Below are 22,835 nucleotides of genomic sequence, written 5' to 3'. Positions count from 1 at the left end.
CTGCATCGCCATCAGAACACAAGCTGATGGGCGTGCTTGACGCCGGGAATGGCCTGCACGGCATCGAGCACAGCCTGCGGCACCGCGCCGTCGACCTGTACCAGCGCCACCGCCGAACCGCCCTCGGAGTCACGGCCGAGCGCGAAGGTCGCGATATTGATGCCAGCGTCGCCCAGCACGCTGGCGAAGCGGCCGACGAAGCCCGGCTTGTCCTCGTTCGACACGTAGATCATGGACGGCGCGAACTCGGCATCGACCTTGATGCCCTTGATGCCGACGATGCGCGGCTTGCCATCGGCGAAGACGGTGCCGACGACCGAACGCTCCAGCGTGTCGGTGACGACGGTGAGCGTGATCAACGCCTCATAGTCGCTCACGGCCTCGCGCGTGATCTCCTCGATCACGATGCCGCGCTCGCGGGCGATGGTCGGCGCGGACACGACGTTGACGTCCTGCAGGAAGGGCCGCAGCAGACCCGCGACGGCGGCGGAGGTCAGCGCCTTGGTCTTGAGCTGCGCCACCGTGCCCTCATAGGCGATGCGCACGGTCTTGATGTCCGTCTCCGTGAGCTGGCCCGCGAAGGAGCCGAGCTTTTCCGCCAGCTCGATGAAGGGCCGCAGCTTGGGCGCCTCCTCGGCGGTGATTGAGGGGAAGTTGATCGCGTTGGTGATCGCGCCGCGCAGCAGATAGTCCGAGATCTGCTCGGCAACCTGCAGCGCGACGTTCTCCTGCGCTTCCGTGGTGGCAGCGCCCAGATGCGGCGTAGCGACGACGCTGGGGTGGCCGAACAGCGGGTTTTCCTTCGCCGGCTCCACGGTGAACACGTCGAAGGCGGCGCCCGCAACATGGCCGCTGTCGAGGGCCGCGCGCAGCGCCACCTCGTCGACGAGGCCGCCGCGGGCGCAGTTGATGATGCGCACGCCCTTCTTCGTCTTCGCGATGTTCTCGGCGGAGAGGATGTTCTTCGTCTTTTCGGTCAGCGGCGTGTGCAGCGTGATGAAATCGGCGCGGGTGAGCAGGTCGTCGAGTTCCACCTTCTCCACGCCGAGATCGCGCGCGCGCTCCGGCGAGAGGAAAGGATCGTAGGCGATGACGCGCATGCGCAGGCCGACGGCCCGCTCCGCCACGATGGAGCCGATGTTGCCGCAGCCGATGATGCCGAACGTCTTGCCGGTCAGCTCCACGCCCATGAAGCGGTTCTTCTCCCACTTGCCGGCCTGCGTGGAGGCATCGGCCGCGGGAAGCTCGCGCGCCAGCGCGAAGGTGAGCGCGATGGCGTGCTCGGCCGTCGTGATCGAGTTGCCGAACGGCGTGTTCATCACGATGATGCCGCGCGCGGTGGCGGCCGGCACGTCGACATTGTCGACGCCGATGCCCGCGCGGCCGATCACCTTGAGGCGCGTCGCCTTCTCCAGCAGCTTCGCCGTCACCTTGGTGGCGGAGCGGATGGCGAGGCCGTCGTAGTCGCCGATGATCTTTTCGAGTTCGTCCTTGTCGATCCCGGGCCGGAAATCGACGTCAACGCCATTGTCCTTGAAAATCTGGACGGCGGCATCCGACAGTTTGTCGGAGATGAGCACCTTGGGAGCGGTCATATCAGCAAGCCTCTCGGGCAAAGGGAAATTTCGTAACGGAAGGAAATCGCGACGGATGCGCATCCGTCGCGGACGCCCGCTAAACTCAGGGCGGCAGCAAGAGCCCGGCGCCGGCCGGGCCCTGCGTCAATGTCCAGCGACGACCGCTCTCAGGCGGAAAGCTTCGCCTTTTCGGCGGCGAACGCCCAGTCGAGCCACGCCGTCAGCGCTTCGAGATCGCTCGCCTCGACGGTCGCACCGGCCCAGATCCGCAGGCCGGGAGGCGCGTCGCGATATGCGCCGATGTCATAGGCCGCGCCTTCCTTGTCGAGCAGCGCGACGATACCCTTGGCGACGGCGGCGACCGCCTCCGTCCCCCGGGCGACAACATCGGGATCGACGATCGACAGGCAGACGGACGTGTTTGAGCGGGTCGCCTCGTCCTTGGCCAGATTCGCGACCCACGGCGTGCGCGCCACCCAGTCGTGCAGCACCTTGGCGTTGGCGTTGGCGCGGGCGATCAGGCCATCGAGCCCGCCGACCGACTTCGCCCATTGCAGACCGTCGATATAGTCCTCGGTCGCCAGCAGCGAGGGGGTGTTGATCGTCTCGCCGACGAAGATGCCCTCGATCAGCTTGCCGCCCTTGGTGAGGCGGAAAATCTTCGGCAGCGGCCAGGCGGGCTTGTAGGTTTCGAGCCGCTCCACCGCGCGCGGCGACAGGATCAGGATGCCGTGCGCACCCTCGCCGCCCAGCACCTTCTGCCACGAGAAGGTGACGACGTCGAACTTCTTCCACTCCAGCGGCTGCGCGAAGGCGGCGGAGGTAGCGTCGTTGATGATCAGCCCTTCGCGGTCGTCGGCGATCCAGTCCGCGTTCGGCACGCGCACGCCGGAGGTCGTGCCGTTCCACGCCAGCACCACATCGCGCGTCTTCGTGTCGACCTGCGCGAGGTCAGGCAGTTCGCCGTACGGAGCCTTGATGACGCGCGCGTCTTCCAGCTTCAGCTGCTTGACGACGTCCGTCACCCAGCCCTCGCCGAACGACTCCCACGCCAGCAGATCGACGCCGCGCGCGCCGAGCAGCGACCACAACGCCGCCTCCACCGCGCCGGTGTCGGACGCAGGCAAGATGCCGATACGGTAATCTTCAGGAACCTTGAGAATTTCCCGGGTCAGATCGATGGCGAGCTTGAGCTTGGCCTTACCGATCTTCGCGCGATGCGAGCGGCCCACCGCTGCATCCTTGAGCGCTTCGACGCTCCAGCCGGGGCGCTTGGCAGTCGGGCCGGAAGAGAACGCGGGGTTGACCGGCCGCGCGACGGGCTTTGCAATATCTGTCATGTATCCATCCTCACAGATGGGCGCTTCCCGTTGGGGGGAAGTGTCCCGTGGATGGAGATATCGGAGTTCGCCCCCGCGCGCAAGCAAATCATCGCCCTCCGCGCATTTTTCCACTCCCTGCTCAGGCGCCGCGCGCCGCCCTGATGCGCTGCGCGATCGTGTCTTCCAGCACGCGGGCGAGGTGGCCCTTGTAATGGATTTGATCGAAGTAGTCGTCGGCTGTCTCCGTCTCGCGGCGAGTGCCCGGCCACTCCACGATGATCGTGTTGGGGCGCGCGGCTGCGATTTCGCCCAGCGCCGCGCGGCACCGCGCCTCCGTGTCCGCCTCGGCGCTGCCGGGCTTCGGCTGGCCGGTGACGAAGGCGGGCGGAATCATGAACACGACCGTCGCCGCGGCGGGAACCTCCCGCACGGCTTCGCGCAGGGCTTCGAGCGCCGGAAAGCGGCCGGTGTCGTTGACGGGCACCTCTGTCTTGTATTCCAGCAGCCGGCGGCGCTTTTCCGGCGTCTCGAAGCCCTGCAGGACATAGATCGGATCGTAGTCCCAGTAGCCGTCGGGTCGCGAGCGTTCACGCGCGCCGACTATATACTGGATGCGGCGCAGCCCCTCCTCCAGCACGCTGAACCGGGCAAGGCCGCGCGCATAGACGAGCGGGTCCTCGTCATAAAGCCAGAACGGAAACGGGTTGACGGGCGTCAGTGTGGGGTCGGCCTTGCACCAGTAGGCATCCGTGCCCAGCAGCACGACCTGCGGCGGCGTCTGCCGGTGGCGCAGCCACCAGCGCAACAGCGTCAGTTGCTCCTTGGGGTGCGTGCCGGGAATGGTCAGGGAGGCGAATCGCGCGCCGGTCAGCGCCGTCAGCCGCTCGGGACTGAGCGCCTGAATGCGCGAATTGCCGATAATGACGGAATCGAAGGCCTGATCGCGCGCGCGGCTGGCATGCTCCGTGCGCGTTCCCTGCGCACGCACGCCCGGCGGATCGATGAGCGTGACCCGCCCCGAGCCATAGGGATCGAGCACATAGAGCGCGGCGACGGCCGCGGGAAACAACACCGCCACCAGCACCACGAGCGTGATGGCGAAACGCCGCCACTGCAATTCCCGACTGCCCTGCACCCCGTTTCCCCGCATCAGAACTGGAAATAGATGAACTCGTAGTTGGCGTCATCGCCGATCTTGAACATGATGACCACGAAAACGAGCGCCGTCAGCACCGCCACCCAACGCGACGGCGGCAGGCGGTGAACGAAGGTCCACGCCGTCGGCCCCACCATCGCCACCAGCGCGGCGAGCGCGATCGTGCGCCACTTGATGCGCTCGCCGTCAGGGCCGAAGCCCAGCAGCGCCTCGTAAATCGTCCACGCGGCGTCGAAACTCGTGGCGCGGAACAGTACGAAGGTGAGCGCCACGAAGGCGAACGTCAGCGTCCAGCCGGCCAGCGTCGGCATCCGCAGGCCAGCCTTGCGCCACAACACGCCCGCGCACAACCCCGCGCCATGCGCCATACCCCAGACGACGAAGGTGAGCCCGGCGCCGTGCCACAGGCCGCCGAGCGTCATCGTCATGAACAGCGCGAATAGCTGCAGCGCCAGCCCGTATCGATTGCCGCCCATGCCGATATAGAGATAATCGCGCAGGAAGCGCGACAACGTCATATGCCAGCGCCGCCAGAAGTCCTGCAGGGAGGTGGCGCGATAGGGGCTCTCGAAGTTCTGCGGCAGCACGATGCCGAACAGCAGCGCGATGCCGAGCGCCATGTCGGTGTAGCCGGAAAAGTCGAAATAGATCTGGAACGGAAAGGCGAGTGCGGCCTGCCAGGCCGCCTGCACGCTGACGGCGCCGTTCGCCGCCGCCTCGTAAGCCGGGTTGACGTAGAGCGACAGCGGATCGCCGATGAACACCTTCTTTGCAAGCCCCACAGTCAGCAGCATCAGCCCCCGCGCGAAGCGCTCGGCCGCGTCGGGACGCAGATAGGGCCGCTCGTCGAACTGGTGCATGATCTCGGTCCAGCGCACGAGCGGACCGGCCAGAACCTGCGGAAAAAAGGCGATGTAGAGCGCATAGCGGGTCAACCCGAATTGCGGCGCGCGCCCGGCCTTGAGATCCGTGAGGTACATGATGTGATGGAAGGTGAAGAACGAGATGCCGAGCGGCAGCGCGAGCCGCAGCGGCGTGAACGTCTCGCCTGCGACCTCGCCCGCGAGCCCGATCGCGAAATCCGCATACTTGAACAGGCCGAGCACCAGCAGGTTGACGGCGATCGCGCCGTAGATCAGCTCGTGCCGCGGCCGATGCCCGAACAGCCGCGCGACGGTCCAGTTGATCAGAATCGACGCCATCAGCAGCGGCAGGAACCGCCAGTCCCAATAAGCATAGAACGCCAGTGACAGAACCACGAGCAACGGCAGGCGCCATTGCGGCGCGAACCGTTCCGCCATCCAGTGGAGAACCAACGCGCAGGGAAGGAAGGCAAGCAGAAAGGCAAACGAATTGAACAGCATGCGGCGCGTCGGGCTCCGGGGCGAAACGGGAACTGCTCCGCCTGGCGGGTGCGTTGGCGGAAGCGTTGCCGCCGGCGGCCGATTCGCGCCGGGCAGCGGTCAATCTAGTGGATATGCGTCGGCGAATAAACCCGTGCCCCCGCTTCCGGCGCGGGCCGGATTTCCGCGTCCGGCGCGCGCCCGTCGGCCGCAGGACCGGGATTGCCCGCACGCGCCGCCAGCGCGCGATCCCGGGAAGTGGCCGCGGCGCATCCTCATGCGTTGCCCACGTAGCTGGAAAGGCCGGGTGCGGACCTGTTCCCCGCAGGGCTATACAGGCCCCGGCGGGCGGGAATCGGCTGAAACATGTCCGTCAGCCCGACGACGGTTTCAGCGGCGCCGAGCATCATGAAGCCATCGGGCGGCATCACCCGGGCGATGCGTTCCAGCACATCCGCCTTCGTCCGCGAATCGAAATAGATCAGCACGTTGCGGCAGAAGACGATGTCGAACGTGCCCAATGCCGTGAAACGGTCGAGCAGATTGAACTTCTGGAAGGTCACCATCGAGCGGATGGCGGGAACGATCTCCCACGTGTCGCCGTTGCGTTCCGGTTTCTGGACGAAATACTTCGCCAGAAGGTGCGGCGGCAGGCCGCGCTGAACCTCGAACGGCGTGTAACAGCCCGCCTGCGCGCGCGCCAGCGCCTGCAGGGAGATGTCCGTCCCGAGTATCTCGATCCGCCAGCCGGACACGCGCGCGCCCATTTCCTGCAGGCAGATGGCAAGCGAATAAGGCTCCTGCCCCGTCGACGCCGCCGCGCACCAGATGCGGATGTGGCGTTTCGCCGCCCGCGCCTCCAGAAGATACGGCATCACGACACCGGAGAAATACTCGAACGGCAGTTTGTCGCGGAAGAAGAACGACTCGTTGGTCGTCATCGCCTCCACGACCGCCTCGCGTAGCGCCGGCCCGGTGTCGATGCGGCGCATTTGCCGGACAAGCCCGCTCAGGTCGTCTACGCCCGCCTCGCGCGCCACGGGCAGGAGCCTGCTCTCGACAAGATAGTGCTTGTCGCCCGGCAGCGCGAGGCCCGACTGTTCCTTGACCAGCCGCGCGATGAAGTCATAGTCCTCGGCCTTCATCGGGCGCTTCCCCGCAGCAGTTCGCGCAGCTGCCCGCCGATCTGCGGCAGCGGAAAAATACCCGCGCAAGCCCCGGCCGCAGCGACAGCGCCTGGCATGCCCCAGACGACACTGGTTTCCTCGTCCTGAATGACGACGCTGCCGCCATTGGCCGCAATCGCCGCCGCCCCCAATCCGCCGTCGCTGCCCATGCCCGTGAGCACCACGCCAAGTGCCGCCGGGCCGAAGACCTGCGCCACGGAGCGGAAGAGTGGATCGACCGCCGGCTTGCAGAAATGTTCCGGCGGTGTGTCGCTCAGGTGCGCCACAATCGCGTCCTCCTTGCACGCCACCAGCATGTGCAGGCCACCGGGGGCGACATAGATGCGGCCGGCGACGACCGCCTCTCCCTCCTTCGCCTCCGCCGCCGGCAGTCCGGCGGCGCGGCCGAGCTGTTCGGCGAGCAGCGCGGTGAAAGTGGGCGGCATGTGCTGCACCACGAGCACGGGCACCCGCGCCAGCACCTCCCTGCAGGAAGCCAGCACCTGCACCAGCGCTTGCGGTCCGCCCGTGGAACTGCCCAGCGCGAGCACGCGCGGCGGCACGCTGGAGTAAGGCCGCAGCGCCCTTGCGCCTTCGGCGGCCTGTCGCCTGACGGGCGGCCCGCTCCCCGCCCGTCCGCCCGTCGCCTGTTCCGGCAGGTGCCCGCGCGCTTCCGGCGGCAACCGTGCCGGCACGGCCTGCTCCCGTGTGCCGGCGGCCACCGCCCCTTCCCGCGCGCGCCTTGCCCGTGCCCGCGCACCGAGGTGCGTCACCATATCGAAGAGTTCGCGGCGGTATTCGGCGGCGCTCGCGATGCGGCCGCTGCCGTCCGGCTTGGCGATGCACTCCGCCGCCCCCAGCGACAGCGCGCGCAGGCTGATTTCCGCCCCGCGCCGCGACAGCGTCGACGAGACGATCACGACGACCCCGGGATGCCGCTCCAGCAGCAGCGGCAGCGCCGTCAGCCCGTCCATCTCCGGCATCTCGATGTCGAGAATGACGACGTCGGGCTTCGAGATCGCCACGTCCTCGACGGCCTTCCTGCCGTTCGCGTGGGTCGCGACGACTGCCACGCCCGCCGCCTCCGCGATCCAGCGCGCGGTCAGGCCCCGGATGACCGCGGAATCGTCCACGATCATGACCCGTATATCGTCGGACCCGGCGCCCGTCTGTAAATCGCGTGTCACGGACAAGCCAGGCATCCTTCTGCAGCAGGCATTTCAATGAACGGCGCCTCGTTACCGCACGCCACTGTCCCCGGCGGAAAAGCATGCATCGTCGCGAAAACCGAGGCGGTCGAGCTATCGCGCCAGCCGTGCCCCGGACAGGCGGTCGGGACCTCAGGACGAAACATGATCCTCACGGATGCTGGCGAGGATACTCTCGACATCAAGGATGGCGAGCAGTTCCGCCTCCAGCGCGAAAACGCCGTCCGTCACCGCGCTCCATCGCTGGTCGAGATTGGGTGGTTTGGCGGTCAGCCGGCTCCTGTCGAGCGTGAGCACCTCGCCCACCTCGTCGACGAGCAAGCCATACACCTCGCCCTGAAAGTCGATGCCAACCGCGACGACCGGATCGCCGTTGGCACGCAGCGGCAGGCCGAGGCGCCGGCGCATATTGATGGCCGTGACGATCCGCCCGCGCAGGTTCAGCACCCCGTCCACCTCGACTGGTGCGAGCGGCACCGGCGTGATGCGCTGCGGCACGAACACATCATGCACGGCCCAGATCGGCAGGCCGAAGAGCTGGCTCGCGATGCGCACCGTGACGAACTGGCAGTGACTCTCCTCACAAATCGTGGCAAGCGGCATGCTCATGGATTCGCTCCGATTCCGTCCGCGGTGAATTCTTCCAGGGCCGCCAGTAGCCCCTCCTTGTCGAACTTGGCGATGTAGTCGGTGAAGCCCACGCGCCGGCCGCGCTCGATGGCCTCCGGCGTGTTGAGCCCCGACAGGGCGATGACCGGCAAGTCCCGCGTCCGCGCGCCGGCCCGCAACTGCTCGACAAAGGTGAAGCCATCGATCTCCGGCATATCGATGTCGCTCACGATGACATCGTATGGCGGGTCAGCGTCGAGATGCGAATAGGCCTCGCGCACGCCGTCGCAGACCGTCACGTCATAACCCGCCGCCCTCAGCACAGGCGACAGCATGTTGCGGAAGAACGCGCTGTCGTCGACCAGCAGGACACGTGGCCTCTCCGCCGGCTTGACGTTCCGGGGGCCGGCGACGGCGCGGAAGGTCGGAGGCAGGAAATGGCCGATATCCAGAATCTCCGTCGCCCGGCCCTTGACCACGGCCGTGCCCATGATGCCGGGAATTTCGGAATTGAACTCGATGGTGAAGTTCTCGTCGTCGACGATATCAATGATCTCGTCGACGACGAGGCCGATCGCCCGGCCCCTGTCGGTAAACACCAGCATCGCCCGCTCGCCCTGCGCCCTGTCGCGCGATGCCTGATCGAGATAGACGAGCGGCATCAGCGATCCGCGATACTGCACGAGATCCTGCCCGGTGAGGCGCTCGATCCGGCTCGCGTCGCAAACCTCAAGGCGCGTCACGAGCGACAGGGGCACCGCCTTCGGCTCGTCCGAGCCCGCCCTGAACAGGATCAGCGACAGCGTTTCGGCCGCATGCGCGCCAGTGAGCGCCGGCGCCTCGTCCTCGTGCGCCGCGCTGACGCCGGAGGCGAGGCCGGTCGTCATCACCTGCGCCATGCTGTTGGGGTCGACGATCAGGATGACGCTGCCGTCGCCCAGAATGGTCGTTCCCGAGAACATCGAGACGTGACGCAGGATCGAGGACACGGGCTTGACCACGATTTCCTCGGTGTGCAGGACGTTGTCCACGCCGATGCCGAACGAACGGCTGCCGACCTGCATCACCGCCACGAAACTGTCTTCAACCGCGCCTGTCCGGCGGGTATCGCCGGCGATGCCGAGCATCTGGTCGAGGTAAATGATCGGCAGGAGTTTTTCCCGAAGGCGCAGCACCGGCGCCTCCTTGAACCGCTCGATCCGGTGCTCGCTGCCCTTCTGCACGCGCACCAGCTCGACGACAGACAGTTGCGGAATGGCGAAGCGCTCCGATGCCGCCTCGACGATCAGTGCCGAGACGATCGCCAGCGTCAGCGGAATCTTGATCAGGAACGTCGACCCCTGCCCCCGGCGGGAAAGGACGTTCACCGAACCGCCGATCAGCTCGATGTTCGTGCGCACCACATCCATGCCCACGCCGCGGCCCGAGACGTTCGTGACGACCTCAGCCGTCGAGAAGCCGGGATGAAAGATGAAGGCGTGGATCTGCGCGTCCGACATCTTCTCCGCATCGATCGCCGACGCGAGCCCCTTCGCCACCGCCTTCTCGCGGATGCGATCCGTGTTGAGGCCCCTGCCGTCGTCGCCGACCTCGATGATGATATGGCCGCCCTCGTGATAGGCCGCCAGCCGGATGGTGCCGGCCTCGCGCTTGCCCGCCTTCGCGCGCTCCCCGGGGCTTTCGAGGCCGTGATCGGCGGAGTTGCGGATCATGTGAGTCAGCGGGTCCTTGATCATTTCAAGCACCTGCCGGTCGAGTTCGGTGTCGGCGCCGAGCATCTGCAGATCGATCGGCTTGCCGAGATCGCGCGACAGGTCGCGCACGATGCGTGGCAGCTTCTGCCAGGCGTTGCCGATAGGCTGCATCCGCGTCTTCATCACCGCTTCCTGCAGCTCCGCCGTCACCTGGGACAGTCGCTGCAGGGGCACCTTGAACTCCGATTCCTCCTGCCGGCGAACCAGCTCCAGGAGCTGGTTGCGTGTCAGCACCAGCTCCGACACCATGGTCATGAGCTGTTCGAGGGTCTCGACATTGACCCGGATCGACTGCGCCGCGCTGCCGCCGCGCGCATGCGTGCCACCGTCGTCGCCATGGACCGCCGGGGCCTCGCGGGAAGCCAGCGGTGGCTCGGGCGCGCCGCCAGCCGGCCGCACCGCGACCGGCGCGCCGGGACGGCCTGCCTCCCCCGCGGCGGAAGACGCGCCGGCGGACGGAACCTCGACCGGCGTCTCACGAAACAGGCGTTCGAGTTCGTCAGGGTTTCCGTCACCGGCGGCGGCCTCCCCGTCCTCTTCCGGAATCGCAGGGGAAGAAGCTCCTGACGCCCCGGCCTTCTCGGCCATCGCATCGAGCGCGCCGATCAGGTCCGCGTCGCTGCCCGCCGGTTCGCTGCCATCGTTGACTTCAAGATCGGCGACGATTGCCTTGATGCGATCGATCGAGCGCATCACCAGATCGACGGCCTCGGGTCTCACCTGCGCCCCTTCGCGGAAGCGCCCCATCAGCGTTTCGGCCGCGTGCGCCAGCGAGCCCAGCCGCGGCAGCCCCAGGAAGCCGCAGGTGCCCTTGATCGTGTGAACGAGCCTGAAGATGTTGCCGAGGATGTCCGCGTTATTGGGCTCACGCTCGAACTTCACAAGCTCGGCGTCGATGAGGTCGAGGCTTTCGGTCGCCTCGGTCAGAAACTCGCGCAAAAGGTCATCCATAACAGCCTCTCCGGTAACGCTGTTCCAGGCAGGTATTCTTTTGCCCCTTCAGTCCAGAATTTCTTTTCTATCGATGTAGTTAAATTCTTCTATCAGGATGTCTGAAACGATATCCGCGCCGAACATCTTGTTGACCTCCACCTTGATTGCGCCTGTCAGTTTGTTGAGGTCCTTCTTGTTGACACCGTCGAACTTGCGGTCCGTGTCGTCGTAGATCAGCCTGAAGGCGCGATCGATGATCAGTGGCTCGGGCGGAATCGATATCTCCCGCAAGGTGCGCGCGTCTGCGGTGTAGACAAACTGGGCCACGACATAGCCCTTGACCGCGTTGTCGGCGACGATCGGCACGTTGATCAGCCTCAGCTTGCGGAACTCCAGCCCTTCGAGATAGGGCGCCTCCTCCTTTTTCTTCGCCTGGCTCGACGACCAGCTTGCGACGCCATATGCGGAGACGAGCGTCACGACGCAGACCCAAAGGCCGATCAGCACGAGACGCGTCATCGTCCATATCGTCCGAACGGCCCCGCCTCGGCATAGGTGCCGTCGGACTCAGCCAGGCGCATGCCTTCGCTCACGATCGCGCCGACCTCGCGGGCGGCGTCAAGATAGCGGGCCAGCGTTGCCTCGCTGTCGGCCAGCCGTGCCCGGATGTGCCGGACATTCCGCCGCAACGCATCGCCTTCTTCACCTGTTGCAAGCGCCTGCACGTCCACGACGCGCGCAAGACGCGCCAGATCGAGCAGGCACTGACCCTTCTGTCGGGTAATCTCGTCGAAATTCCCCGCAAGGCCCTGCCGCAGAAAGGCGCTCTCGGCATCGAGCGCTGCATCGAGGCGGCGGAGTGCCTGCTTCAACGCGACATGCGCGGCCGACGGCGGGTCGTCGCCATCGAACGGCCCCGCTTCATCCCTGCGCCCGTCGTCCGCCACCATGCGATCGGCCCCACCACTCATGCCGCGCCATCCGGATGCGCACGCCTCACGGCGCGCGCGATGCCGATGCCGCCGGAGCGGGCAAGTTCTTCCGCCATCTGCCGCGCCAGCAGCGACTTCCACATGTCGCCCGCGAAACCCTTGCCGAACCATGCCGTGGACTCTCGCGGCAGAAGCGCCTCGACGAATGTCTGCAGCGTCACCGCCTCGAACTGCTGATAGATATCGCCCGCGCGCAAACGATTGACGCCGGGCAGTCCGTCGCGCCCGCCCAGCCGCAGCCGCGCCCTCTCTACGTCGAGAGGCAGGCCGAAACCGTCCCGCCGTGCAGTCGTCACAGCTGACTCCTCCTCGCCGGCGCTGAAGGCAAGCGCCACCTCGCCGGCAACCTGCGCATAGTCAGCGCCACCCAGCTTATCGACGGCGACCCGGAAGCGCGCCGGATCGGCCGCCCGGGCGACGTCCATGACGATATCGGCAGGGATACTGACAGCCATGACCTCCCACTCCAGCAATACCTTCCGCCCGGCGGCTAAATGCCGTTCCGGGGCCTGTCGTATGACACCCTAACCGCCGGACCTTACGCGAGGCTGTCGTCTTTTCGGACCGCGCCCGCTTCCACGATGCGCTCCAGCCCGATCTTTTCGTCCTCGGCATCCGACGCGCGCGCCATGTTCTGCGCCAGCCGCTCGGTGCGCTTGAGGCGCAGTGCCTCCTCGCGCACCCGTCCCTGCAGCGCCTCGCTTTCGGCGTGCACCACCTGCGCCTCGCGGGAGAGCTGAGTCAGGCGGCGCGCCATCGAGCCGACGAACAGGCCGTGGTGCGCGGCCCCGTCGTTAAGCCGGCTGACGAGTTGCTCCTGCGCTTTCCCGAGGGCCGCCTCGTCCCGGCGCAGCAGGGCGAGCTTCCACTCCGACAGGCGTTTCAGTTGCTGCTGCACTACGACGACACGTTCGATTTTGTGTAACCGGTCCTTCATCCGTCACCTGTGCCGCGTTTTAAAGCAGTTCGCACTCAATTCACCCCATGGCCTTTAGTGCAAGTTTCGGTAAAATATAAAACTCAGAGATCATCGTCTTATTCCATCACAAATCCTGGTTTCTCCTCAACCTTTACTGTCCTTATCCAAGTTCATTACGTTCTCTAGCCGTACACCAGCCAGCGTGAAACTCCCTTAATGAATTCGGATAGCATTTCATTAACAAGAATATAGAGAAGGAACATGCCACCGGCGATAACGAAGGGCATCGATATGAAATAGACCTGAATCTGGGGAGTGAATTTGTTGACGATACCAATTGCGAAATTGACGATCACCGCATACACGATGATCGGTGCGCTGATGCGCAGCGCCAGAAGAAACGAATTCCCGAACTGATCCACAACGCCGACCAGCGACAGCCGTGACTGGAATAGCAGGCCCGGCGGCATATTATCGTACGAAGCAGCGACCGCGCGCAGCACCTCCCAGTGCAGATCGGCGGCGAAAACGAGCATCGCGGCGGAGAGCCCCAGTATAGTTCCCACCGGCGGCAGAGGTTCCATCTGGTCGAACGAGACGCCGGATGGATTGCTGAGACTGAGCGACATCGCGATCAGTACACTCAATGTCTCGAAGGCGAGAAACATCAGCCGGCCGAGAAACCCGATCCAGATGCCCGACAGAACCTCCGAAACGACGAGCAGGATCAGAAACGCGAACGGCTTGCCCTGGAACGCGGCATTCACCTTGTCGTACAGCAGCGGAAACAGCGTCAGCGCCACGGCAAACGCCGCGTAGAGCCTGATACGGGCAGGAATGCCCGCATGCGACAGGCCCGGCATCAGCATGAAGCAGCCGCCGATGCGACACATCAGCAGCAGCGCGCCGACAACGGCGTCCGAGGCGACCGACGGCATCACGATATCGCCCCGAGACTCTCGATCTCTGTTCCGCGCGCGATCTCCACGTGAGACAGCACCGCAAGGGCCGGAAACATCCGCTCGACGATCATGCGGACATAGGGGCGCGCGTCGGGAGCCGCAACGAGCACGAACGCCTTGCCGGTTCCCAGATGCTTGCGAATGGCCTTCGCTGCCTCGGCTCCGAACTCCTCGACACGCGCGGGGTCGATATCGATCTCCAGCACGTCGCCACGGGCATCGCGCTTGATGCTCTGATGAAAGACGAGATCCCAGCGGTTGCCGAGCCGCAGCACCCGTAGCACGCCCTCGTCGGAAAGGTCGCCGCAGATTTGTTGCGCGATCCGCAGGCGTACGTGCTCGACGATCTGCTCGGTCTTGCGCACGTGCGGGACGATCTCGGCGATCGCCTCCAGAATGAGGTTGATATTGCGGATCGATACACGCTCGGCCAGCAACAGCTTGAGAACGGCCTGCAAGCCCGAATAGGATATCTGGGCCGGGCAGATGTCGTCGATCAGGCGCTTGTATTCAGGGTCAAGCTGGTTGAAAAGTATCCGCATGTCCTTGTAGGACAGCAGCAGCGGCAGGTTGTTCCGGATGACCTCGCCGAGATGCGTCAGCAGGACGGAGAGACTGTCCACCGGCGAAAGGCCGAGGCGCCTGGCGTCGTTGGCATAGATCTCGTTGACCCATATGGCCTTCATGCCGAAGGCGGGTTCGCGCACCTCGTCTCCCGCGATATCGGGCTTGGCACCGTCACCGACGATAACCAGGAAGTCGTTGAGCCGCAGTTCGTGCGACGTCACGATGGTGCCGTGGATCCTGATCTGATAGCTTTTCGGCGGCGTGGCGAGACTGTCCGTCAGCTTGATTTCGGGGACGATGAAACCGTATTGCTGCGCGAACTTGCGGCGCATCTTCGAGACGCGGTGCATAAGTTCGCCCTGGTTGGCCTTGAGCCGCACCGACAGTTGCCGCCCCATGCACAGCTCGATCTCGGCCGTCTTCAGCGTCTCGCGGATCGCCTCGCGCGTATCCACCCGCTCCAGGGCGCGTTTGTTCTGGAGTTCGATCTCCTCCTGCGCCTGCAATTCCGCCCGCCGGCGGGGGATGATATAGCCCACGGAGGCGAGCATGCCCGCGAGCGCGAGGAACGGCAGCATCGGCAGGCCCGGCGTGAGCGCCATCAGCGCCATAAGGCCCGCCGAGACGAACAGCGCCTTGGGATAGGCGCTCAGTTGCCCGAGCACCGCCTGTTCGGCCGATCCCTGCGTACCACCCTTCGAGACCAGCAGACCGGCTGCGAGCGAGACGACAAGCGCCGGAATCTGCGAAACGAGACCGTCGCCCACCGTCAGCTTGGTATAGACGTCGGCAGCCTGCGACAGCGGCATCCCGTGGCGCGTGACGCCGATGACGATCCCGCCGAAGATGTTCACCGCCGTGATGATCAGGCTCGCGACGGCCTCGCCACGGACGAACTTGGACGCGCCGTCCATGGAGCCGAAGAACGCGCTCTCCTCCTCCAGTTCCCGCCGGCGGCGCTGGGCCTCCTTGTCGTCGATCATGCCTGCCGACAGGTCCGCGTCGATCGCCATCTGCTTGCCGGGAATGGCGTCGAGGGTGAAGCGCGCGCCCACTTCCGCGATGCGCGTCGCACCCTTGGTGATGACGAGGAAGTTCACCGTGATCAGGATGGCGAACACGACAAGCCCGATGACGAAATCGCCGCTCATCACGAATTGCGAAAAGCCGTGGATGATGTAACCCGCCGCCGTGACGCCCTTGTCGCCATCGGCCAGGATGAGACGGGTCGTGGCAATGCCGAGCGACAGCCGCAGGATCGTCGCGATCAGCAGCACCGTCGGAAAGGCCGAGAACTCCAACGGCTTTTGTATCCACAGCGCCACCATCAGGATGAGCACCGAAAGTGCGATGGACAACGCAAGGCCGATGTCGATCAGGAACGGCGGGATCGGCAGGAACAGGATGAGCAGGATCGCGACGATGCCGATCGCGAAGCTGACGTCGCGGCCCTTGTTACCTTGCGTCGCGTTCAAGCTGCCTACAAACAGATCGGCCATTCGGGATCATTCCGGCAAGAGGCTGCAATCATCGGCGTTCACTCGAACCCCGTCACGATGCGGCCGTACACCTGTTCGGCAAACGTGAATATCCTGCCGCCGGTGAACGACCCGGTGAGCGCGGTGACAGCGAGGATGACGAGAATCTTGGGGATGAAGGTCAGCGTCATTTCCTGTATCTGCGTCAGCGCCTGGAACAGCGCGATGATGATGCCGACGACCATCGCGGCCGCGACGGCCGGACCGGCGCCGATGATGACCGTCCAGATTGCGGATTGAACGAGATCGAGCGCATCGGCCTCATTCATGCCCGCTCACCCCTGCGTTTCCGGCCGTTATCACGAGATCGACACTCCGCCGCCCAAGAGCAGCGTCTCCCCGCTCCCGAGCGTCGCGAGAGCGCCCTCATCCGTGACCCTGACCGACACAATTGCGCCGGATACCTGCCCGTCCGCCGAGGTCGCCGTACGGCCGATCAGACCATTGGCTTGGGACAGGGAGTGTGCGGACAGCAGGGAGTCGAGCTTCTTGTTGGTGGCAACGCTCTGCTCAACCTGCGAAAATGTCGCGAGCTGCGCCAGCGACTGGGCGGCATCCATTGGCGCGGTCGGGTCCTGATGCTTCAACTGCTCGACGAAAAGCTTCAGGAACGCCTCGTAGTCGAGCGTCGTCTTCGATGCCTGCTTCGTGCTCGCCGCCGCTGCCTGCCCCACGTTACTCACCGACACCATCATCGTCTCTCCTTCCGGTTGCGGCGGTCATGCCACCTCGCGCATCCTTTCGGCCGTCCCGCCTTCGGGACGAAACAGGCCGCGCAGGACGCGCAGCGCCTCGAAGGCGCGCCGATCCGCGACAAGCGCGCCAACCTTGCCGAGCCCCTCGACGATGGTCGCATCGCGATAGGCTTCCTGCATCGGCGCAATCAGATCGAGAACCGACGGACGCGCGGCAGGCATCGACGCGGGATCGATCAGCATCGACTGGATGATGAAATAGAGCTGCTTCAGCGGCGTTGTCGCATCTTCGAACTGCATCACATGCGCCTCCAGGAGAAAAGTCGCATCGTTCAGCAGTTCGATCGTCACACGCCGCTCGAACCGCAGTACTGCACCGTTTATGAACAGTCTCTCGCCGGCCTTGAGGTTCAAACGCATAGCTTTTACTTTAATCCGTCGCGAACGATCCTGTTGACGCTGATGAGGCCCGAGACATCGCCCGCGTCGCCAAAACGAATCCGTTGCGATTCCTGTAAAATCCATCCGCCGATCGAGATCAGCGACCCGCGCAGCTCCTCCGGGAGGGCGTTGTCCGGATTGATGAGGTCATCGATAAGAAACTGCCAAAGCTCGGCTACCCGGGTGAGCGCCAGTTCGTTTTGCGCAGACCCCTGGCCATGCCGGGCGCCGTCCTCCAGCAGCTCGATAACGATATCGAACGCCTGGCGCTCGCTCGAACGGATGGACAACGGATCGTTCTCCATCATTTCGCCGTAAGAAAGCATGTACATGTTCATGATCCTGTGCGAAACAATTTCCATAATGCGTCGATGAGATCCGGCATCCGGCTATACGCTACAGGTATTTGAGAAGACTGAGGTTTTGCAGCCGCGCCGTCAGGGCATATGACAGGTTCAGTTGCAGCTCGAATGCGTCCGATGCCACTTTCGCCTCCGTCGCATCGACCCCTTCGAGCGATCTCAGGTTTTCCGTCACCAGTGTCTCCTGTGTCTTGAGCCGCTCGTTCACGGTCTTGATGCGCGTCTGAGCCCCGCCGAGGTCGGCTTGCATGATCGTCAGCCCGTTCACCGCCTCGCCAAGCTGTGCGATGGCGTGGGAGACGGCGGTCTTGAAGGCGCTTTCATTCAGGCCGGACGACGGAAGCGCGCCGAGCACGGCATAGGCCTGTGTCAGTTGCTGAAACGCCCTGGCGTTGGCATTGACGGATGTTTCGATGGTTTCCGTCGCCGATATCCGGGTGCTGATGTTGGTATCGGATGCAGCGGACCAGTTCGTCTCCCACCCCGCAGCGGTAAACAGGCCGCTGAACGCGGCGCTCGACAGGAATGTCTCGAACTGCGCCGCGGTCACCCCGCTGACAGGAGCACTCAGACCAGTGACATAGCCGTCGAAAGCTACCGCGACGGTGTCCGCCCCGTTCTTCATCGGCGCCGTATCCGTCTTGATGCCGCCGAACAGCCGCGCACCTGCGAAGGACGCATTCAGCTTGTCGATCAGCGCCGCCAGATTGCGGCCGGCTTCGCCCTCTATCGTTGCGGACCCCAGGGAGTTGGTCGGCAGGCCCGTCAGTGTCGACAGCATCGAATCCGCCGTCTCGCGCAGCTCGGTGATCACCGCTTGCGTGACATCGAGCCGCCCGGCGGCGACGCCGTTCGAGATCATGAGCGTGCCGATGCGGCCGGCCTCCTGATGCAGGATGGCGGCATGGCCCGTCTTCGCGCCCAGAACGAGGCCGACATCCGCATGCCGCTCCGTGACGATCTCCTTGCCGAGACGCGCGATTTCGGCCTGGGCGTTGCGGGCGTAAAGGCGCGGGCCGTTCAGCAGGTTATAGGTGGATACGAAATTCGCGGACATGGCCTTACCTCACGGCATTCAGCAGGCTCTGGAACATATTGTCGACGACGGAAATCAGCTGCGCGGAGGCGGCGAACAGCCGTTCCAGCTCAAGCTGCAATGCCGTTTCTTCGTTGATGTCCACCCCGCGCGCATTCGACAGCGAGGTCGTGACGAGTTGCACGACGGCCCCGTTCGACTCGGCGGCCGAGTAAGCCGCTTTCCGGCCGCTCTCAACCCAACTGACGGTCGCGGCTGCGTAATCGAGCGGCCTCTTGCCGCCGAGCCCGGCGACGGCCGTATCGCCGAGCTGACCGAGCAGGCCAAAGAGCTGGTCGGCATAAGCCGGAGCGCTTTCTGTATTATAGGAGTAATTGATGCCGTCGCGCAGTTTGCCCGGATCGCCGGAAGCCCTGGAATCGACGGCCGCGTTGATGGCGATCGTGCCCGCAAGTCCGCCCGCCGAAGCCGGCAGCGCGGCAGAACCGCCCCCGCCCACGAAAAGTCCCTGAAGATCCGCCCCTGAAGCCGCCGGATCGACTTCCCGAAACGCCTGGATCAGCCCGAACGCCAACGTGTCGAGCTGCGCCCCGTAATCCTTGACGACCTCGTTATGCAGTTCCGTCAAACCAACCAGCTTTCCGCTCTTCGAAGGCATCTGCGGTGCATCGCCAGCCACCTGCACGCCATCGATGAACACACGGGCGGTTCCCCCGCCGACTTCCGCCCGCACCTCCCGGGCAGTCGTCTCGAACAGCGTCACGCCGCCGTCCGTATAGAGCACCATGTCATTGTTGGCGCGCGTCACGATGGACACGCCAACCTCCCCTGCCAACTGGGCGACAAGAGCGTCACGGCGGTCGAGATCGTCGGTAACGTCCGAGCCAGCGACCGAACCGTGTACGACACGGGCATTCACCTGCCTGAACTCCTGTAACAAGGTATTGATCCGCCCCACGGAAGTCTTGATCTCCTCCGCCGCCCCGCTGCGCACTTCGTCGACGACCGAGGCCGCGTCGTTGAGAGCGACCGCCAGATCCCTGGCTCCGGTCACGGCTGCACGGGCCAGATTGTCGTCGCCGGGCGCGTTGGCATATTCGGTCAGCGCGTCCGTCAGCGCGCCAAGCCGTGCGACGAGCGACGTCCCCACTGACGTATCACCGACCGTGTCCGACAGGCGCATGTACCCGGAGAGCAGCGCCCCGTCGCGGGCGGAAGCCGAGGTCGCCTCAAGATAGCGCTCGTAAAGCCGAGTGTCGCCTGCCCGTGTGGGGCCGGCGGCGTAAACGCCGCCGCTCTCCATGACCAGCGGTGACAGCTTGCGCGAATAGTTGGGATCATTGGCGCCGGCTACATTGAGCGCGGAAACCATGATGCGCTTCGAATTGGCCGAAAGCGACAGCTGCGCGGCGTTCAGGGCTGCATCCAGACTCATGACCTCACAACCTCCAGACCATGCCGGCGACACACGGCCATACCCGGCGAACCATCCGCATCGCGACCCGCGCCACGCTCAACCACGCCGGTCAACGTTTCAGATTCACCAGAACTTCGAGCACCTCCGCCCCGGTCTGAAACACCTTGGAATTGGCGGTATAGTTACGCTGGGCCTCGATCATGGTTGCCAGTTCGTCCGCAAGATCGACGTTCGACGCCTCCAGAGCCGATGTGCGGATGGCGCCTAGCCCGCCCTGTCCCGGGAAGCCGACTTGCGGATTACCCGAATCGTAGTTCGCCTGAAAAACACCGCCCGAGAGCGCCGTCAGATTATCGGGGCTCGGCACGTCGGCGAGGGCGATGCGGTAGGCATCGATCGTCGAACCGTTCTTCATCGCGAACGAAACGATACCATCAGCGCTGATGCTCACGCCCGTCGTCGTGCTCGGTGCATTGCCGTTGAACTCCGGCTCAAGCGGCGTGTAATCCGACTTGAGCTGGGTAAGGCCGGAGAGGTCGACAGTTGTCGGCTGACCGCCAGGCACCGTGAACGCCGTTTGCGCAGAAGCCGGCGCGGTAATAGCGCCGGTCGTGCCGCTGAATGTGAGATTCGTGGTGACGAGAGCCCCGCCCGTATACGGAAATCCGCCGCCCGTTGCTGCGGCCTGATTGAAGATGCTCATTTCCCACGTGTTAACGCCGGTCTTCGTAAAGTAGATATCGATCATGACGTCGCCGCCGAGGTTATCGTAGACAACCATCGACGACTTCGAGGTAAAGGTGGAAGTTGTCACATTAGCACTCGGCAGGCTTGCCGCCGCTACAGCGGGGACATCGCCCCGCCCGTCGAGGTTCGCTGCGAAAACGCCCTCTGTGGTCGGCGTGGCCTGCATGTTGATATTGTTGACATTGATGCGCTCGCCGCCGTTCAGGCTGTTGAGCACCACACTGGCATCGCCGTCCCGCAATTGATAGCCAGTCAGGTAATAACCGGCCGCGTTCACGAGATAGCCCTCGGCATTGGGCACGAAGGAGCCCGCCCGCGTCATGTACCGGGCGCCACTGGAATCCTCGACGACGAAGAAGCCGTTGCCGCGCAGCGCCAGATCGGTCGTCGACGTAGTGGAGTTCAACCCGCCCTCCAGGCTGACCGAGCGCCTGACGGTGGTTTCCACGCCGCCGGAGTTGAAACTGCTCGAACTCGACGGCAGCACGAGCGGCGCAAATTCCGTCGATACCTTCTTGTAGCCGGTGGTCGAGGCATTGGCGATGTTGTCGCCGACCGTGGCCAGCCGGTTCGCCTGAGCCTTCATCCCCGACGTCGCAGTTTGCATGATGCTCATGGACAGCTCCGTTGCCGATCGTTCGCGCACGGTCAATCAACACCATGTGCCTTGCGCGAGGCTCACCACGGTGAAAAGTCGATAACCGGTGACCACGTCCCTATTCGGCGCGCAGCGCGTCGGCCAGTTCCTGAAACGGGTCCTCGCTCGTCGGCGAGTCGAAATCCTGCCGCAGCGCCTCGTAGATGCGCGGCACCAGCGCCACCGCCTGATCGAGTTCCGCGTCGAGCCCCGGCTGGTAGCCGCCGACGAGACGCAGGTCGCGCGTGTCCTCGAAACGCGCGATCATGGCTCGCATCCGGCGCAGCAGGTTACGCTGCTCCGGCGTCCACGACAGGGTCGCGAGGCGCGAGATCGAACTCAGCACGTTGCCGGCTGGATAGCGGCCCTGATCCGCGATGCCGCGGTCGAGAACGATGTGGCCGTCGAGCGTGCCGCGGATGTTGTCCGCGACGGGATCGTTATGGTCGTCGCCATCGACGAGCACGGCAAAGATGCCCGTGATCGTGCCGCCGCCCTCGAAACCCGGCCCCGCGCGCTCCAGCAGCCGGGGCAGATCGCTGAAGACGCTGGGCGCGTAGCCGCGCGCCACCGCCGGCTCGCCCGCCGCCAGCGCCACGTCACGCGCGGCATGCGCATAGCGCGTGACCGAGTCCACGACCATCAGCACGGCCTCGCCGCGATCCCTGAAATATTCCGCCACCGCCATCGCTGTGCGCGGCGCCATCCGCCGCATCATCGGGCTTTCGTCACCTGTCGAGACGATGACGACCGCACGGGCACGGTTTTCCGCCAGCGGCCCCTCCAGAAATTCGCGCACTTCCCGCCCGCGTTCGCCCACCAGCGCCACCACGACCGTATCGAACACCCGGGCACGCGCCAACATGCCGAGGAGGGTCGACTTGCCGACACCCGAGCCGGCGAAGATGCCGATGCGCTGCCCGAAACACAGCGGCGTGAACAGATCGAGCAGGCGCACGCCCGTCCGCAGCGGCGTCGTCACGCGGGCGCGGTTAAGCGCCGCCGGCGGCGGCGTGTCGACCGGCATCTCGCGCTCGCCCACCGCCAGCATGCCGCCGCCATCGATGGACTCGCAGAAGGCGTTGAGGACGCGCCCTTTCCAACTCGCATCTGGACGTACCGTCATGGCCCCGTGGTGGAACACACCGGAGCCGATCGGCGCCTCGACACGGTTGCCGAAGGGCTTGATCGTGGCGCCCGCCTCGTCGATACGCACAACCTCTCCCGGAAGTCCGCCTTCCTCGAAAACGACGCGATCCCCCAGCCGCACCTGCCGCGAAAGCCCCGCGACACGGCAATAGGCCGTCGTGACCTCCAGGATGGAGCCGCCGATACGCACGAGGGGAAAGTTCCGGTCGCAGGCGGCGGCAACCTGCTCCAGCCGGGCAAGGATGGTGCGCCCGCCGGCAACGGGCGTCTCTGTCATGACGGGAGCAGCGACTGGACTCATGAGC

General features: G+C 65.0%; 22 protein-coding genes. All 22 read right to left on the bottom strand.

Features of this window, described 5'->3' with window-relative positions:
• Positions 1-11: 11 nt before the first annotated feature.
• Positions 12-1,595, bottom strand: coding sequence for a phosphoglycerate dehydrogenase (serA, locus tag ACFFJ7_RS02250; protein ID WP_166949380.1), 1,584 nt, complete (start codon positions 1,593-1,595; stop codon positions 12-14).
• A 149-nt stretch (positions 1,596-1,744) separates the two neighbouring features.
• The gene (locus ACFFJ7_RS02245) at positions 1,745-2,917 is read right to left on the bottom strand and encodes a phosphoserine transaminase (protein WP_377590632.1); all 1,173 of its coding nucleotides are present in this window, start codon (positions 2,915-2,917) and stop codon (positions 1,745-1,747) included.
• Positions 2,918-3,038: 121 nt separating this feature from the next.
• Positions 3,039-4,034 (bottom strand): hypothetical protein, encoded by a 996-nt coding sequence (locus tag ACFFJ7_RS02240; protein WP_377590631.1) that lies wholly within the window; start codon positions 4,032-4,034, stop codon positions 3,039-3,041.
• A gap of 14 nt (positions 4,035-4,048) precedes the next feature.
• Positions 4,049-5,419: an MBOAT family O-acyltransferase gene (locus ACFFJ7_RS02235; protein ID WP_166949374.1), complete on the bottom strand. Its 1,371-nt coding sequence runs from the start codon at positions 5,417-5,419 to the stop codon at positions 4,049-4,051.
• A 254-nt stretch (positions 5,420-5,673) separates the two neighbouring features.
• The gene (locus tag ACFFJ7_RS02230; protein ID WP_166949371.1) at positions 5,674-6,543 is read right to left on the bottom strand and encodes a CheR family methyltransferase; all 870 of its coding nucleotides are present in this window, start codon (positions 6,541-6,543) and stop codon (positions 5,674-5,676) included.
• Positions 6,540-7,766: a chemotaxis-specific protein-glutamate methyltransferase CheB gene (gene cheB / locus ACFFJ7_RS02225; RefSeq protein ID WP_377590630.1), complete on the bottom strand. Its 1,227-nt coding sequence runs from the start codon at positions 7,764-7,766 to the stop codon at positions 6,540-6,542. The genes ACFFJ7_RS02230 and cheB overlap by 4 nt, the downstream gene beginning before the upstream one ends.
• Before the next feature lie 138 nt (positions 7,767-7,904).
• Positions 7,905-8,381, bottom strand: coding sequence for a chemotaxis protein CheW (locus ACFFJ7_RS02220; RefSeq protein WP_377590629.1), 477 nt, complete (start codon positions 8,379-8,381; stop codon positions 7,905-7,907).
• A complete protein-coding gene (locus tag ACFFJ7_RS02215) occupies positions 8,378-11,086 on the bottom strand; it encodes a hybrid sensor histidine kinase/response regulator (RefSeq protein ID WP_377590628.1) in 2,709 nt (902 codons plus the stop codon). The genes ACFFJ7_RS02220 and ACFFJ7_RS02215 overlap by 4 nt, the downstream gene beginning before the upstream one ends.
• 48 nt (positions 11,087-11,134) lie before the next feature.
• Complete coding sequence (locus ACFFJ7_RS02210) at positions 11,135-11,587, bottom strand: hypothetical protein (RefSeq protein ID WP_166949365.1); 453 nt, start codon at positions 11,585-11,587, stop codon at positions 11,135-11,137.
• Positions 11,584-12,039, bottom strand: coding sequence for a hypothetical protein (locus ACFFJ7_RS02205; protein WP_377590627.1), 456 nt, complete (start codon positions 12,037-12,039; stop codon positions 11,584-11,586). The genes ACFFJ7_RS02210 and ACFFJ7_RS02205 overlap by 4 nt, the downstream gene beginning before the upstream one ends.
• Positions 12,036-12,515: a rod-binding protein gene (locus ACFFJ7_RS02200; protein ID WP_377590626.1), complete on the bottom strand. Its 480-nt coding sequence runs from the start codon at positions 12,513-12,515 to the stop codon at positions 12,036-12,038. Before ACFFJ7_RS02200 ends, ACFFJ7_RS02205 begins: the two co-directional genes overlap by 4 nt.
• A gap of 83 nt (positions 12,516-12,598) precedes the next feature.
• Positions 12,599-12,997, bottom strand: coding sequence for a hypothetical protein (locus ACFFJ7_RS02195; protein ID WP_377590625.1), 399 nt, complete (start codon positions 12,995-12,997; stop codon positions 12,599-12,601).
• Between the two features lie 164 nt (positions 12,998-13,161).
• Entirely contained in the window at positions 13,162-13,917 is a 756-nt protein-coding gene (fliR, locus tag ACFFJ7_RS02190; protein ID WP_377590624.1) for a flagellar biosynthetic protein FliR, read from the bottom strand.
• Positions 13,917-16,007 carry a flagellar biosynthesis protein FlhA gene (gene flhA, locus ACFFJ7_RS02185; protein ID WP_377590623.1) on the bottom strand — a complete coding sequence of 697 codons (2,091 nt, stop codon included), beginning with the start codon at positions 16,005-16,007 and terminating at the stop codon, positions 13,917-13,919. Before flhA ends, fliR begins: the two co-directional genes overlap by 1 nt.
• A 38-nt stretch (positions 16,008-16,045) precedes the next feature.
• Positions 16,046-16,315 (bottom strand): flagellar biosynthesis protein FliQ, encoded by a 270-nt coding sequence (gene fliQ, locus ACFFJ7_RS02180; protein ID WP_166949353.1) that lies wholly within the window; start codon positions 16,313-16,315, stop codon positions 16,046-16,048.
• Positions 16,316-16,345: 30 nt separating this feature from the next.
• The gene (gene flgD / locus ACFFJ7_RS02175) at positions 16,346-16,738 is read right to left on the bottom strand and encodes a flagellar hook assembly protein FlgD (protein WP_166949351.1); all 393 of its coding nucleotides are present in this window, start codon (positions 16,736-16,738) and stop codon (positions 16,346-16,348) included.
• A 27-nt stretch (positions 16,739-16,765) separates the two neighbouring features.
• A complete protein-coding gene (flbT, locus tag ACFFJ7_RS02170) occupies positions 16,766-17,161 on the bottom strand; it encodes a flagellar biosynthesis repressor FlbT (RefSeq protein WP_377590622.1) in 396 nt (131 codons plus the stop codon).
• A gap of 5 nt (positions 17,162-17,166) precedes the next feature.
• Complete coding sequence (gene flaF / locus ACFFJ7_RS02165) at positions 17,167-17,514, bottom strand: flagellar biosynthesis regulator FlaF (protein WP_377590621.1); 348 nt, start codon at positions 17,512-17,514, stop codon at positions 17,167-17,169.
• A gap of 64 nt (positions 17,515-17,578) precedes the next feature.
• Positions 17,579-18,601, bottom strand: a complete 1,023-nt coding sequence (locus ACFFJ7_RS02160) for a flagellar hook-associated family protein (RefSeq protein ID WP_377590620.1) — start codon at positions 18,599-18,601, stop codon at positions 17,579-17,581.
• A 4-nt stretch (positions 18,602-18,605) separates the two neighbouring features.
• Complete coding sequence (gene flgK / locus ACFFJ7_RS02155) at positions 18,606-20,015, bottom strand: flagellar hook-associated protein FlgK (RefSeq protein WP_377590619.1); 1,410 nt, start codon at positions 20,013-20,015, stop codon at positions 18,606-18,608.
• A gap of 91 nt (positions 20,016-20,106) precedes the next feature.
• Complete coding sequence (locus ACFFJ7_RS02150; RefSeq protein WP_377590618.1) at positions 20,107-21,360, bottom strand: flagellar hook protein FlgE; 1,254 nt, start codon at positions 21,358-21,360, stop codon at positions 20,107-20,109.
• 100 nt (positions 21,361-21,460) lie between these two features.
• A complete protein-coding gene (fliI, locus tag ACFFJ7_RS02145) occupies positions 21,461-22,831 on the bottom strand; it encodes a flagellar protein export ATPase FliI (RefSeq protein ID WP_377590617.1) in 1,371 nt (456 codons plus the stop codon).
• Positions 22,832-22,835: the final 4 nt, after the last annotated feature.

The organism is Pseudochelatococcus lubricantis, from assembly GCF_042432495.1.
GTDB classification, from domain to species: Bacteria; Pseudomonadota; Alphaproteobacteria; order Rhizobiales; family Beijerinckiaceae; genus Pseudochelatococcus; species Pseudochelatococcus lubricantis.
This window is presented reverse-complemented; position numbering and strand designations above follow the sequence as displayed.